The organism is Curvibacter sp. T50, assembly GCF_057219955.1.
In genome coordinates, this window is sequence record NZ_JBXVVU010000006.1 from 37,529 (window position 1) to 52,442 (window position 14,914).

Consider the following 14,914-nt stretch of genomic DNA (forward strand, 5'->3'; position numbering starts at 1 on the left):
CACCATGGCGCTTACCCGGACCGGCTGGCCGCGTCGACCTCTGAACCCGCCGCAAGTTGCTGCGGCGGGACCGCCAGCGAGAACCGGAATTCGGTTCCCCGCGGACGGTTGGGCTGATACTCCAGCTGACCGCCGTGCTGTTCGACCACGGTGCGGCACAGGCTCAGCCCCAACCCCATGCCTTCGGCTTTGGTGGTGAAAAACGGCGTGAACAACTGGCGGGCGACTTCGTCCGGGATGCCCGTGCCGTGGTCCACCACCGAAAACATGAGGCCCCGACACTGCGCACGCGAGGGCACGGCGCGCACGGCCAGGCGCAACAGGCGTTCTTGCGGCGCTACCGCCTCCATCGCCTGCATGCCATTGCGCACCAGGTTCAGCAGCACTTGCTCGACCATGGTGCGATCACACCAGACCGGAGGCAGATCCGCTTCGATTTCCCGTTCCAGCCGAACCCCGAGCTTGCGGGCCTGCAAACTCACCAGCGGGCCGATGGCATCGAACAGGGCCTGTGCGGAAACGGCCTCCCGGCTCTGGTCGCGGCGACGCACAAAGTCGTGCACGCTGTTGATGACTTTGCCCGCGCGATCGGCCTGACCGGCAATCCGCTCGACCGCCATGCGCAGGTCGGACAGGGCCTGGGCCGTCGGTACACCGTGGGCATCGGACAGCAGATTGAGCGAACCGGTGGCATAACTGGCGATCGCCGCCAGCGGCTGGTTGAGTTCGTGGCTGAGCAGGGATGCCATTTCGCCCACCGTGGCCAGGCGGGCGCTGGCCTGCAGGCGCTCCTGCGACGCGCGTGACAGCTCCTCGACCCGCCGCTGCTCGCTGATGTCCAGAAAGGCACTCATCCACCCGGCCTGTTTGCCCAGCACGTCGATCAGCGGCGCCTCGATGATGAGCACCGGGAAACGGGTTCCGTCCTTGCGCATGAAAACGGACTCGAAGCCCTCCCGCGGGGGCGCGTTGCCCGCCAGGCGAATGGCCTGACGCTGCCGGTACTCGTCGGCCATCTCCGGGGGCCAGTACGGCATGGGAGCACTGCGGCCGAGCAATTCCTCCGCCGCAAAACCGACCATGTCACAGAAGGCCGGATTGACGTAGGTGATCCGCCCCTGAAGGTCCCGCGCGCGCAGGCCGGTCACCAGCGAATCCTCCATGGCCTTGCGAAAGGCCAGCGCCTCGGCCAATTCGCGTTCGGCACGCAAGCGCCTGCGGGTGTCACGCGCCAGCAAGGTCAGGACACTGACCAGGGCGATGGACAGGGCGGTGACCAATGCGGTCAGGAGATTGGGAAACAGGTCGGGCGCCGTGCGCCAGCCGTCCACCCGCAGAACCATCGTGTTGCCGGGCAAATCCAGCAGGTGGTTGGCCGTGAAGACCCGGCTGCCACGCCGCGCGCCGCCGTGCATCGCCAGACGGGTGCCGTCCGCTTCGGTGAGGGAAACCTCCTGGCTGCGGGTAACTTGTTTGCCGATCAGTTCGGTCAGGATGTGGTGCAACGAATAGGTGGCCACCAGGTAACCCGAAACCCCACCGCCGGCGCCCAGCGGCATGCACAGCTCCATGACCTCCAGGCCAAGCCCGTCATACATCGGGACAAAGTAGCTCGCGGAATAGGCGGGTCCGTTGAACTTGCGCGCCGCAGTGCAGGCCAGGGCCACGTCCTGGGACGCACTGGCCCGACCGAGACGGTCAAACACGTCGCTGCGGTACGGTGATGCCGAATGCGCCCTGACGGTCAGATCGGCGTCGCGCCATTCCAGACGGACCAGTTCCCGGTGCTGGCGCAACAGCGCATCGGCGGCCAGGCTCCACAGGACCGGTGTCGCCGGCCCGGTCTGCAGCGCCTGGAGGCCCTGAATATTGCGCGTCAGGGCGGTCCGGATGTCGGTGACCGCCTCGGCCGCGTCCCGATCAAGCCGGCTCTGGAACTGGCTGATCTCGTAGCGCCCGGCAAGCCAGACCAGGGTGGCCAGCAACGCCCCCACCAGCGCCACCAGGGCACCCCAGAGGGACCAGCGGCGATTCCAGGTCAATGCCGGCCATCGGGCCGCAGGAGCGCCCGTCACAGTCGCCGATGCCCCAGGGCCGGAAGGGATTGGCGGCATTCGGTCAGGCGGCTGTGGTCCAGGTCGGCGAGGACCACACCTTCGCCCGAGTCGAGCTGGGCGACGATCTGCCCCCACGGATCAACCGCCATCGAATGACCCCAGGTCCGTCGACCGTTTTCGTGCTGCCCGCCCTGCGCTGCCGCAAGCATCCAGCACAGGTTTTCGACGGCGCGGGTACGCAGCAACAGCTCCCAGTGAGCGCGTCCGGTCACATCGGTAAACGCACTGGGGGCCAGCAGCAGATCGGCCCCTTCCCGGGCATACCAGCGATACAGCTCGGGGAAACGCAGGTCGTAGCAGACGCTTAGTCCGATCTGCCAGACGAAGCCGTCCCGCGACGGCAGGGCAAAACGGGTCGGCCGGTCGCCCGGCTGCAGGACACGGGCTTCGTCGTAGCTCTCGCGCCCGTTGTCGAACCGGAACAGATGCAGCTTGTCGTAGCGTGCGGCCACCTCGCCATTTGGCGAATAGACGAGCAGGCTGTTGCGCACCCGGCCATCCTGTGCCGGGGATGCCTCCAGCGGAAGTGTGCCCCCGGCGATCCACAGGCTTCTCTCGCGGGCGGCTTCGGCCAGAAAGGACTGGATGGGCCCGTCACCGTACGGTTCGCGGATCGCGAGCTTGTCGTCATCCCGGTGGCCCATCAGGCAAAAATACTCCGGCAATACGGCCAGTTCGGCCCCTTGCGCGGCGGCCTGGTCGAGCAGACGGCGCGCACAGGCCAGGTTGTCGGCAAGACGGGGGCTGGAGACCATCTGAATGGCGGCAACTTTCATGGTTTTCCTTCCGGGTTGGCTGGCGTCGAGGAGGGGTTTGCGACGACCCGGGTGACGCGAGGGTCGGCCCAGGTGCCATCGATACGAAACTCCTGGGTCGTGGCGCGGATCAGCGGCTGGCGCAGCACCAGTTGGGCCAGGAACGAGCCGATCCCGACGGCCGGATTGATGGCCGTGGCAATCAGCGATGCGGTACCCGCGTTGATTTCCGGAACCACCAGCACCCGAAGATCCTGGGTTTCCCGGGCGATGTCGGCCTCTCCGTCGAGAAGCACGGCGGCATTGATGCCTTTCATCTGGATATTGTTGGTTCGGGCAATACCGGAATCGAGGGTGACGTCGCCACGAATGAAGTCGAAGGCAAAGCCGGCGGAGAAAACATCGCGAAAGTCCAGCGTGAGGCGGCGCGGCAGGGCCTGCAGACTCAGAACGCCCAGCAGTTTGGCAACCCCCGGGTCAGCCTTGAGAAACTGCCCGGACTGTACGGCCACAGCCATCTGCCCGCTCAGCGTGGGGTAGTGCACAGCAAGCGGCGAACCGTTCCAGGCCACCGTGCCTTCCAGCCGTCCGGAGGCGCGGCGGACCACGTCCCGCATGCCCAGGCGTGCCAGAAGGGCGCCGCCATCGGTAATGTCCAGGGCAAAACGCATGTCGGTGCGTCGGCGGGCTCGGTCAGACCGGGCCGAGCTCTCGACTGGCGCGGCCGCCGGGACGCCCCACCGACCGGAGGCCTGCAAGCGGGCCTCGGGGTTGGAAATATTGAATCGGCTCAATAGCCACTCGCGGCTTGTACCCAGGCTCCGGTTGACCGCTTCCACCTCGACCCGACCCATCTTGATGCCTCGCAGTTCAAGCTCGTCCACCACGATGTCCAGGCCGGGAACCGTCTGCGGCTGTTGGTCCAGCAGCGACTCCACCTCGAACTCGGTACCGGACTCCAGGCGCAGGTGCGCCAGCCGCGCAAAGACGCGACCCGGGTTCGCACCTGCGGCCGGCCGGTATTCCAGATAGCCGCCCAGCTGGGCAGAGTCCACATTGGCCTTCCAGGTTGCGCCGTCGCGGCTGGCGCCCACGGTCACGCGGTCCAGTCGACGATGGCCCACCACCAGTTCTCCCGTCCGGATCGACAGCCGCTGCGGCAGGTAGGTCTGCCATTCACTCCGGTCGAGGCCGCTGGCCGCCTCGCCGGTCAGGGCGGCCGCAGCCTGCTCCCAGGCGTCGACATGCAAAGCCGGCGTCCGAATCGTTGCGGAAACCCCGTCGGGGGGCAGGGCCGGCTGGTCCGGGGATTCGGCGCCGACAAGAACCGTCCCTCTGAGCACACGCGGCTGCGACGTCGACAGGTCGCGCACATAACGCACCTGCAACACGCGGCCCAGGTCCAGTGCGATCTGGTCGCGCAGTGTCCCGGCGCGCGCCCCGGGTTGGACGCTCTCGGTGACCAGCTGACGCTCGAATCGGAGCGGCAGCTGGGTCTCGGCAGGTTTTTGCAGCGGCGCCGGCAGGTTGATTGCCAGCCCCTGCAGACTGCTGCTGATGGACAGCTCAGGCACCCCCCGTCGGAGCGAGAGAACACCGCTGTAGGAGGTGCCGCCCGACAGCAGCCCTGCCGGACGCGACAGAAACGCCAGATCCCCGCCCGCCTGTCGCAAACCCTCGGCCGTTGCCGTGCCTTGTGCGCGGATAACGACGCTGGTCTCGCCGCCGACAATCGGTCGGGTGCCTCCGTCAAGTCGAACCTCCCCACCCAGAAAGCGGGCTTGCGCCCCCACCAGCGCGAAGCCGGATTCGCTGAAAGTCACCAGTCCGCGCAGGCGCGCCAGGCGAGGCGTTGCCGCGCTGATCTGCACGTCATTGCCGGGCAGCGTGACACTGCCCTGTACGCGCGATCGGTCCAGATCCGCCAGCGGAAGACTCAGGCGAAGGCGGTAGTCGGCGTCGCCTGTCGCGGTTGCATCGTCAAGCACCCCACCAGTCATTGTTGACAGGGGCGAGCTGCGCAGGGTGCGCAGCAGGGTATCCACACTGCCACTGGCATCCGCGGTTACGACCACGGTCGAGGCATGACTGAGGTCGGCGATCTGGGCTTCGGCACGGACCAGCCGCAAACCGTCCGCGCCACCGATCGCGCCCCTGGCACCCCGCACCGCCATGGACAGTCGGTCGAACACCAGCTCGCCCTCCAGAGCCGTCAGACGCGGCCACGGCAGTTGATCCCGCGGCTGGATGGATCGGGGCACAAAGGCGAAGTGGGTGTCGCGAACCTTGCCGGCGAAACGGAACTCCCCCTGACGCGGGTCGGCATACGGCAAATCCCACAGGTCGCCACGGATGCGCACGGCCACGTCGCTCGCCATTCCCTGGACAACCGCATCACGGACGTAATGCCGAACGTCCGCCGGGATACCCAGCGGTAGATATCGATGCACACGTGCGCCTTTGGCTCTGACAATCGTTCCCTGCAGGTCCAGCACTCCGGGAAAACGGGATCGGCTGGAGGAAGTCGCCGGATCGCTGGTTCGCCAGGAGCCGCGGGCCTGACCTTCCGCATCGGCGTTCGCGAATCGGACGCTGGCCTGGTTGACCGCGATCGCATCGCCCTGCACCTTCCAGCTGGCCTGGACGTCAAGACGGTCGAAGGCGAGGCGAGGCTCTTCAAATACGCCCGGAAACTCGGCCCACCCGTTGGCAATATCGAATCGGATCTGCCCGCCCCCTTCGTTCAACACCAGATCGACCCGCGCCCCACGAAAGCCGGGGTAACCCGGCGCAGGAACGCCCCCGGTTTCGCGAAAATCCGCCGCGCGGGCGCGCAGCTCCAGATCCCGGCCGTTGACACGGACCTCATACCGTTGCAAGGCACCCCAGGGGCCTTGCCAACGCGCCTCGACCTTCTCCAGTACCCCCGACGCGGGATGCTTTGCCAGCATGGCGTGGGTGCTCGTTCCCAACGGAAGCCGACTGGCCAGTTGACCAAGGACCGCCAGATCCAATCGGTCGGCGTGAAACTCGCCCAATGTGGGCTTTTTCCCCTCGCCGGCCTGATAGACCAGATGCACATTTCCGCCGGGCCAGACCAGGCCATCCGACGTCTCGAACTGCAGATTGCGGGTCTGAAACTCGAACCCGCCCGCAAGGGTCCGGCCGACGACCCGGCCGGTGACCGATTGCAGCGCCAGCGAATCCAGTTCCGGCGCGAGTTGCACAGTGGCACGGGCCAGCGCCAGATCGGCGGCGAGGCCGGTGAGCTGTCCCTGAACCACATCCCCCCAGAAGCGGACCGCGCCGTACCCCTGTCGGACCTGGACATCCAGGGTCAGATGCCGGTGCAAGCGTGAAATGTCTGCCCTCGGGAACTCGCCGAAGATTTGCCCATCCCAATCCGCCCGGTTGCTGGCCTGCCGGGACAACAGCGGGCGACGAAACTGGCCGATCAGGGTAAACCGGTCACCCCAGCCGGCCGGGGGTGACGCCGTCAGGCGCAACTCATGCCGGCGAGCCCGATTGCGAATGACCAGGTCCACACCACTGAGGTCCAGCGGTTCCGCCCCGCGCAACTCATCGGTCCAGCGGATGCGTCCGCCACGAACAACCACTTCACGCTGGGACAGAAACCAGTCGGCGAGGCCCGTATCTTCGCCTCCCCCGGAGGGATCGATGCCGGCAAGAAAGATGCGTCCCTCAGTGTCCCGCCGGACATCCAGTTCGGGGCCGTCCAGGACCAACTGGTCAAACCCGAGCCGCAGGACCGACTGTACCGACAGGGCGACCTGAATCCTGGGCAGTTGCAATGCGGGGCGCCCGAGCGGATCGAGCAGCTGCAAGTTCACCACTTCGACCGAAGGAACCAGCCCGCCTGAGCCGGCTCGCAGCGCGCCGATCTGAACCGGTATGCCCAGGACCTCGCTGGCAATCACCTGCAATGCCGGGCGATAACTGTCGATTCTTGGCAGAATCCAGCCTTGGAGGGCGCCCCAGAACAACGACAGCACCATCGCCGTCGCAATCAGCGCCCACGTCGCGGCGCGCACCAGCGCGGTGACCACTTTCAGCCATCGCGCAGGGGTAGGTGCGGTTTCAAGCATTGGAAAGGCGAGTGTGGAAGGAATTATGACGGGGCAAGTGGAACTGACATCGACCGCGCTCACCATCGGCACCCCCTCCGGCCCGGTCGATCATGTCCCACAGTCCTTCGCCCCCGCCGCCCATTCGCGGTTTGCGCAAAGAATCCGACGCCGTTACGAAACCGACCTGAGTCTGTTGCCGGCGGGACCGCCTGACAAGGCTGCGATATCGGCGATGTTTCACACCTTGCGGCAAAGGGGATTACCGGTCGGCGCAGCGTTGCGCATCGTTCGACAGTTGGTCATGGAACGCCTGATCGTGCTCGATTGCGAGCAGCAGGCCCCACTGGACCTGATCACGCGTGCGGTCACCCACCTGGCGGAATTTGCTCTGGACCAGGCCTGCGAGGCGGCCTACGCCGAGCTGGATACCCGTCATGGTGCGCCGCTGCGCCCGGACGGACAACGGGCCAATCTGTGGGTCATCGGGATGGGCAAGCTTGGCGCCCGCGAGCTGAACGTTTCCAGCGACATCGACCTGATCTACGTTTACGACGAAGACGGGCAAACTGCCGGCACACCGGAAGGCCGAGGAAGAATCTCCGTCCAGGAGTATTTCGCCCGGGTTGTCAAACTCATCTACGGGCTGGTCGGCGAGGTCACCGAACACGGTCAGGTTTTTCGGGTCGATCTTGCGCTTCGTCCGAACGGCAATTCCGGCCCCAGTGTCGTTTCGCTGGGAGCGCTGGAAGAATATCTGTTGGTCCAAGGTCGCGAATGGGAGCGGTTTGCATGGCTCAAGAGCCGTGTCATTGCTCCTGACAGTGCCCTGCGCAGCGGATCGGCACGCAGTCTCGGTGGCGTTGTGCTTCCCTTTGTCTTTCGTCGGTACCTGGACTACAACGTCTTCGAATCGCTGCGCACGCTGCACCGCCAGATTCGAGACCATGCCGCCCGCCGGAGTGCCGGTCATCCGGAGCGGGCCAACGATGTAAAGCTTTCGCGGGGCGGGATTCGGGAGATCGAATTCACCGTCCAGCTGCTGCAGGTCGTCCGTGGCGGACAATTTCCCGAATTGCGCACGCGTCCGACCCAGGATGCACTGCACCGTGTGGCGCGCGCAGGCCTGATGCCACAGGAAACGGCTGATGCGCTCGCACGGGCCTATATCTTCCTTCGCCGCGTCGAGCACCGGATCCAGTACCTGGACGACCAGCAAACCCATGTGCTGCCAACAAGGGACGACGATATTCTGTGGATCGCCCGATCCATGGGGTTTCCGGACAGTTGCGCGTTTCTCGGGGAGCTCGACAGCCATCGCGAGTTGGTTGCCTGTGAGTTTGACCGTCTGCTCGGCGGAGCGGGGGAGAAAGAATGCAAGGGCTGTCAGGGCAAAAATCGCGCTGCACCGCCTCCGGATCTGGAGAGCCTGCTGGAGCGGCTTTCGCCCTTGCTGCGCGAGCGGGTAGGCTTGTGGAGCCAGAACCCGCGACTTGACGTGTTGCGCGATGAAGCGCGTGCCCGACTGATCCGTCTGATTCTGCGGACATCCCAGTGGGTACAGGAGCAGTCCGTTCCCGAAACCGCCGCTGTACGTATGGTGGACTGGATCGAACCCTTGATGCGCCGCGAGAGTTATCTCGCTTTGCTGCTGGAACGCCCCCCGGTCCACCAGCGCTTGCTCCACATGCTGGGCGCGGCCCGTTGGCCGGCCCGGTACCTGCTCAAACACCCGGGCGTCATCGACGAACTGGCCAGCGACGCCTTGCTGGCAGAGCGCTTTGTTCCGTCGGAGTTCCTTTCGGACCTGGAGCAGCGCCGTACCGCGCTGCGCCGCACCGGCGAAGATGACGATGAAAGCCTGCTGAATCTGCTGCGCCGTGCCCATCACGCCGAGGTGTTTCGAATTCTCGCCCGGGATGTGGAGGGGCGGCTGAGCGTCGAGCAGGTCGCCGATGACCTCTCCGCACTGGCCGACGCGGTCTTGCAGGTCACAGCGGATTGGTGCTGGGACCGGCTGCGCAATCGTCACCGGGATCACCCCTCGTTCGGGATCATCGGCTACGGCAAGCTCGGTGGCAAAGAGTTGGGCTATGGCAGCGATCTGGACATCGTTTTCGTGTTCGACGACGACCACGAACGCGCTTCCGAAGTCTATGCGGCTTTTGTCCGCAAAATGATCAACTGGTTGACGGTCAAGACGGGTGAAGGCGACCTGTTCGAGATCGATACCGCCCTGCGCCCCAACGGCAACTCTGGGCTCCTGGTCACCAGCTTTACCGCCTACGCGGACTACCAGCAGCAAAGGGGCAGCAATGCCGCCTGGACCTGGGAGCACCAGGCCATGACGCGAGCCCGCTTCGTGATGGGCAACGCCGCGCTGCGGGTGAAGTTCGACGCGGTTCGCGCCAGTGTCATCACCGCCCCCCGCGACGCCTCAGCGCTCAAGGCCGAGGTGGTGTCGATGCGCGAGCGCGTGCGCGCAGCCCATCCGGTTGCCGCAGACCGGTTTGATGTCAAGCACAGCCCCGGTGCCATGGTTGACGCCGAATTCGCGGTGCAATACCTGGTTCTCTTGCACGGGGCAAAACACCCGTCTTTGACGGATAACGTGGGCAATATCGCCTTGTTGGCCCGCGCAGAGATGGCTGGCTTGCTCCCGGTCGGTGTGGGTCTCGCAGCCGCCCAGGCCTACCGCGAGTTGCGTCGACTTCAGCACCGTGCCCGGCTGGACGAGGCACCCACCCAGATCGACCCGCAACAGGCGGCACCCCAGCGTGAGGCAATTCAGGCGCTCTGGGCACAGGTATTCGAGCCGGGGCCAGCACCCGGATAAGGGGTCGGAGTCCGGGCGATCACAAGGCCCAGTCGTATTCGATGGTCAAAGGGGCATGGTCGGAAAAGCGCTGCGCTTTTTCGATGTGCACGCGCCGGGCGCGCTGCGCAACTGAGGCGGTGGCCAGCTGATAGTCGAGGCGCCAGCCAACGTTCTTCGCCCAAGCCTGGCCACGGTTACTCCACCACGTGTAGCACGCCTCGGTCGCCTCGGGCTCCAGATGCCGATAGACATCGACCAGCCCGCTGTCCAGCAGTCGCCCCATCCAGGCCCGTTCATCGGGCAAAAAGCCGCTGTTTTTCTGGTTGCTCTTCCAGTTTTTGAGGTCGATCGCCTGGTGGGCGATATTCACGTCGCTGCAGATGATCAGTTCTCGTGCGTTGCGGTGTTGCTGAATGAACGGGAAGACGCGGTCGAGAAAGCGGTACTTGGCATCTTGCCGATCGGGGCCCGACGAGCCACTGGGAAAGTAGATGCTGAAGACGGAGAACCGCCGCACGTGCGTGTCGAAGCGCAGTTCGATACATCGCCCCTCCGAATCAAACTCATCCGGATCGAAACCGTAGACCACGTCCGTGGGTTCACGACGGGTGTAAACACCGACGCCGGAATACCCCTTTTTCTCGGCAAAGTGAAAATAGCCCCGCAACCCGGCCAATTGTTCGAAGCGGCCCTGGACATCGGGCGCCTGCGCCTTGATCTCCTGCACGCCCATACAATCGGGGCGAACCTCGTCGATCCATTGTTCCAGACCTTTGGAAGTCGCGGATCGGATACCGTTCAGGTTCAGACTGGTCAATTTGAACAAGGGCTTCCTCATGACGTTAGAAGACCCACACGGGCGGTCGGGAGAACTTGCACAGGCTTTTGTGCAGTTTGCCGTCGATTCCGGGGTGCTTCGGTTTGGTGAATTCAGAACCAAGGCGGGCCGCCTCAGTCCCTATTTTTTCAATGCCGGCCTGTTTGATGACGGCGCCAAGCTGGGCGAGCTGGCCCGATTCTATGCACGTGCCATCGTGGCCAGCGGCATCGAGTTCGACATGATCTTCGGGCCAGCCTACAAGGGCATACCGCTGGCGGCGGTGGTGGCTGTTGAACTCTCCCGCATGGGTCGCAACGTGCCGATCGCCTACAACCGCAAGGAGGCCAAGGACCACGGCGAAGGCGGATCGCTGGTGGGCGCGCCGGTCCGGGGACGGGTTCTGATCATCGACGACGTGATGTCGGCCGGAACAGCAGCCAGGGAATCCATCGCCTTGATTCAGGCCGCCGGGGGCACCCCCCAGGCCGTGGCCATCGCGCTGGACCGGCAGGAAAAGGCAACGGAAGGTGGTGCCGACGTGCCCTGGAGTGCTGTTCAGTATGTCCAGGACCGCCTGGGGCTTCAGGTCTGTGCCATTGCGCGTCTGGCCGATTTATTGCAGTATCTCTCGAAACAGGAAAACAGCGTGCTTTCGACCTACTATGAGAGGGTTGCGACCTACCGGGAACGCTACGGCGTCGAATGACAGGCTGGCTGGCCATGAGACCTATGCACTTGCGCGCCTTTGCACTCGGAATGTCGGTTTCAGCCGCGGCCCTGGCCCAGGTCGAGCAAGGCATATACACCTGTATCGACGGCAAAGGACGGCGCCTGACCTCCGATCGTCCGATTGCCGAGTGCAATGACCGCGAGCAACAGCAGCTCAACCCCAGCGGAACCGTGCGCCGCCGCATTACACCACCGCCGACGGCTCAGGAGTTGGCGGCGCAGGAGGAGCGGGCACGGCGCGAGGCGGAGGAACGTGCCCGGGTGGCCGAAGAAAAGCGCCGGGATCGTGCCTTGCTGATCCGATATCCGAACAAAGAGACCCATGATCGGGAGCGCGTCGCTGCCTTCAGCCAGGTTGACGAAGTCATTGCGGCCGCGCAACGGCGCATTGTTGAATTGACGACCCAGCGCAAAAAACTGGAGACCGAGATGGAGTTTTACATCAAGGATCCGTCCAAGGCACCAGCAACGCTGCGGCGCCAGGTGGACGAGAACACCCACAGCATGCAGGCGCAGCAGCGGTTCATCAGCGACCAGGAGCAAGAAAAGCGGCGTATTGCCGGGCGCTTTGACGAAGAGCTCGCCAAGCTGCGTCAGCTCTGGCAGCTGGCGGCAGCCCCTGCGCAAACCGCCACGCCGTCAGCCGCCATGCGATAGATCGGCGCCAGCGCGTCAGACCAGGCGCTTGCGCAACGCCTCGTTGACCTGCGCCGGGTTGGCCTTGCCCTTGCTGGCCTTCATGACCTGACCCACCAGCGCGTTGAAGGCTTTTTCCTTGCCGGCCTTGAACTGGGCCACGTTGTCGGCATTGGCGGCCAGGACCTCGTCGATGATCTGGTCCAGCGCGCCGCTGTCGTTCATCTGCCGCAGCCCCTTGGCGTCAATCACGCCGTCGACATCCGCACCTTCGCCATTCCACAGGGCATCGAACACCTGCCGCGCCGCGTTGTTGCTCACCGTGCCGTCAGCGATCCGTCCGATCAGCGCGGCCAGCTGGGCCGCCGACACCGGCGCCTGCTCGATGCCCGTTTCACCGGCATTCAGTCGCCGGGACACCTCGCCCATGATCCAGTTGCTGGCGAGTTTGGGTTGGCCGCAGGCGCGGGCAGCGGCCTCGAAATAGCCGGCCATGGCCTTGCTCTGCGTCAGGGTGCTGGCGTCGTACTCGGGCAGACCGTAGTCGGCCACAAACCGCGCGGCCATCGCACGGGGCAGCTCCGGCATGCGCTCCCGCACCTGGGCGATCCATTCCGGAGCAATCACCAGCGGTGGCAGGTCGGGGTCCGGGAAATAGCGGTAGTCGGCCGAGTCTTCCTTGGTGCGCATGGCGCGCGTCTCGCCGGTGTCGGGATTGAACAGCACCGTGGCCTGCTGGATCGCGTGACCGTCTTCGATCTGTTCGATCTGCCAGCGGATCTCGTAGTCGATCGCCTGCTGCATGAACCGGAAACTGTTCAGGTTCTTGATTTCGCGCCGCGTGCCCAGGGGCGCACCAGGCTTGCGTACCGAGACATTGGCGTCGCAGCGGAAGGAGCCTTCCTGCATGTTGCCGTCACAGATGCCGATCCAGGTCACGATCTTGTGCAACTCCTTCGCATAGGCCACCGCCTCGGCGCTGGAGCGCATGTCGGGCTCGGTCACGATTTCCAGCAGTGGCGTTCCGGCGCGGTTCAGGTCAATCCCCGACTGGCCGATGAAGTCTTCATGCAGCGATTTGCCTGCGTCTTCTTCCAGGTGCGCACGCACCAGGCGCACGCTCTTCTTCTCGTCGCCCAGGTAGAACTCGATGGCACCGCCTTGTACCACCGGGATTTCGAACTGGCTGATCTGGTAGCCCTTGGGCAGATCGGGATAGAAATAGTTCTTGCGGGCAAAAATGCTGCGTGGTGCCACGTGCGCGCCGATGGCGAGTCCGAACTCGATCGCGCGCTCGACGGCGCCCCGGTTCATCACCGGCAACGTGCCGGGCAGGGCCAGATCAACCGCGCAGGCCTGGGTGTTGGGCTCGGCCCCGAAGGCGGTGGCGGCCCGGCTGAAAATCTTGCTTTGTGTGGACAGCTGGGCGTGGGTTTCGAAACCGATCACCACCTCGTAACCGTGAATGAGTGTGCTCATGTCAGAAGCCCTCCGGCTTGCGGGTGTGCCAGTCGGTGGCCTGTTGCAGGCGATGGGCGGCGTTCAGCAGCCGCGCTTCCTGGAAATAGTTGCCGATCAGCTGCAGGCCCACCGGCATGCCCCCTTCGCCGAAGCCGGCCGGCACACACATGCCAGGCAGTCCGGCCAGGGAAGCCGGCAGCGTGAAGATGTCGGCCAGGTAGTCGGCCAGCGGATCGCTGCCGTGGTCGCCGAGGTGCCAGGCGACCGTGGGCGCCACCGGGCCGGCGATCACATCGCAGACCGCAAAGGCCTGCTGGAAATCGTCGGCAATCATGCGGCGGATCTTCTGCGCCTGCAGGTAATACGCGTCGTAATAACCATGGCTGAGCACATAGGTGCCGATCATGATGCGGCGCTTGACCTCATCGCCGAAGCCTTCGGCGCGCGTCTTGCGGTACATGTCGGCCAGATCGGTGTAGTCGCGGGCCCGGTGGCCGAACTTGACGCCGTCGAAACGGCTCAGGTTGGAACTCGCCTCGGCCGGCGCGATGATGTAGTAGACGGGAATGGACAACTCGGTGCGGGGCAACGATATCTCGACCAGCCGCGCCCCGAGCTGTTCGTATTGCCTCAGTGCGCTGTCGATGGCCGCCCGCACATCGGCAGCCAGACCGTCTCCGAAAAACTCGCGAGGGACCCCGATGCGCAGACCGTCCAGACCGTCATTCAGCGTGCGGGTGAAGTCCTCGGCGGGGAGATCCAGCGACGTCGAATCGCGGTCCGGATCCGGGCCGCACATCGCCGATAGCAGCAGGGCGCAGTCTTCGGCCGTTCGCGCCATCGGGCCGGCCTGGTCCAGGCTGGAGGCGAAAGCGATCATGCCGTAGCGGGATGCCCGTCCGTATGTCGGTTTGATGCCGGTGATGCCACAAAACCCCGCCGGCTGCCGGATGGAGCCGCCGGTGTCGGTGCCGGTCGCGGCCGGCGTGAGCCGCGCCGCCACCGCCGCCGCGCTGCCACCGGAGGAGCCACCGGGCACCCGGGTCAGGTCCCAGGGATTGCGCACCGGACCGTAGGCCGAGTTTTCGTTGGCCGAACCCATGGCGAACTCGTCGCAATTGAGTTTCCCCAGCGAAACCATGCCGTTCCCAGCGAGATTGCGTACTACAGTGCTATCAAAAGGTGACTGGTAACCTGCCAGCATGCGCGAACCGGCGGTGCTGGGAAAGTCTTTGGTGACAAAAATGTCCTTGTGGGCGATCGGCACACCCTCCAGCGCGCCGCCGGTGCCCGCGGCCAGACGGGCGTCGGCCGCGCGGGCCTGCGCGAGGGTCACCCCCTCGTCCATGGCCAGGTAGGCGCCCAGCCCGGCGTAGGCATTTGAACGGGCCAGAAAGTGGCGCGCGGTTTCTTCGGCGGACACCTCGCGCGCGCGCAGGCGCTCCGCAAGTTCCGCCACGGTCAGATCGTGCAGTTGCGTCATGACGGCGCCC

At 65.1% G+C, this 14,914-nt stretch carries 9 protein-coding genes; 3 read left to right on the forward strand and 6 right to left on the reverse strand.

All coding sequences use genetic code 11. The features are described 5' to 3' along the window. Nucleotides 1-11: 11 nt before the first annotated feature. From AC2EBU_RS15850 to AC2EBU_RS15860, 3 genes are read right to left on the reverse strand one after another with little or no spacing between them, the layout of a single operon-like run. Nucleotides 12-2,114, reverse strand: a complete 2,103-nt coding sequence (locus AC2EBU_RS15850) for a two-component system sensor histidine kinase NtrB (RefSeq protein ID WP_484611416.1) — start codon at nucleotides 2,112-2,114, stop codon at nucleotides 12-14. Next, the gene (locus AC2EBU_RS15855; protein WP_484611417.1) at nucleotides 2,072-2,893 is read right to left on the reverse strand and encodes a carbon-nitrogen hydrolase family protein; all 822 of its coding nucleotides are present in this window, start codon (nucleotides 2,891-2,893) and stop codon (nucleotides 2,072-2,074) included. Before AC2EBU_RS15855 ends, AC2EBU_RS15850 begins: the two co-directional genes overlap by 43 nt. Then, nucleotides 2,890-6,978, reverse strand: a complete 4,089-nt coding sequence (locus tag AC2EBU_RS15860) for a YhdP family protein (protein WP_484611418.1) — start codon at nucleotides 6,976-6,978, stop codon at nucleotides 2,890-2,892. The genes AC2EBU_RS15855 and AC2EBU_RS15860 overlap by 4 nt, the downstream gene beginning before the upstream one ends. A 25-nt stretch (nucleotides 6,979-7,003) precedes the next feature. Here AC2EBU_RS15860 and glnE point away from each other — a divergent pair, with 25 nt between their 5' ends. Beyond that, nucleotides 7,004-9,793, forward strand: a complete 2,790-nt coding sequence (glnE, locus tag AC2EBU_RS15865) for a bifunctional [glutamate--ammonia ligase]-adenylyl-L-tyrosine phosphorylase/[glutamate--ammonia-ligase] adenylyltransferase (RefSeq protein WP_484611419.1) — start codon at nucleotides 7,004-7,006, stop codon at nucleotides 9,791-9,793. Nucleotides 9,794-9,812: 19 nt separating this feature from the next. Here glnE and AC2EBU_RS15870 read toward each other — a convergent pair whose 3' ends face one another. Then, a complete protein-coding gene (locus tag AC2EBU_RS15870) occupies nucleotides 9,813-10,601 on the reverse strand; it encodes an exodeoxyribonuclease III (RefSeq protein WP_484611420.1) in 789 nt (262 codons plus the stop codon). A gap of 10 nt (nucleotides 10,602-10,611) precedes the next feature. Here AC2EBU_RS15870 and pyrE point away from each other — a divergent pair, with 10 nt between their 5' ends. Beyond that, entirely contained in the window at nucleotides 10,612-11,301 is a 690-nt protein-coding gene (pyrE, locus tag AC2EBU_RS15875) for an orotate phosphoribosyltransferase (protein WP_484611421.1), read from the forward strand. A gap of 50 nt (nucleotides 11,302-11,351) precedes the next feature. Next, complete coding sequence (locus AC2EBU_RS15880; RefSeq protein WP_484611422.1) at nucleotides 11,352-11,981, forward strand: DUF4124 domain-containing protein; 630 nt, start codon at nucleotides 11,352-11,354, stop codon at nucleotides 11,979-11,981. A 15-nt stretch (nucleotides 11,982-11,996) separates the two neighbouring features. Here the strand turns inward: AC2EBU_RS15880 and gatB are convergent, their stop codons facing one another. Continuing rightward, nucleotides 11,997-13,439 carry an Asp-tRNA(Asn)/Glu-tRNA(Gln) amidotransferase subunit GatB gene (gene gatB / locus AC2EBU_RS15885; RefSeq protein WP_484611423.1) on the reverse strand — a complete coding sequence of 481 codons (1,443 nt, stop codon included), beginning with the start codon at nucleotides 13,437-13,439 and terminating at the stop codon, nucleotides 11,997-11,999. 1 nt (nucleotide 13,440) lies between these two features. Next, the gene (gene gatA / locus AC2EBU_RS15890; RefSeq protein ID WP_484611424.1) at nucleotides 13,441-14,904 is read right to left on the reverse strand and encodes an Asp-tRNA(Asn)/Glu-tRNA(Gln) amidotransferase subunit GatA; all 1,464 of its coding nucleotides are present in this window, start codon (nucleotides 14,902-14,904) and stop codon (nucleotides 13,441-13,443) included. Nucleotides 14,905-14,914 lie beyond the last annotated feature (10 nt).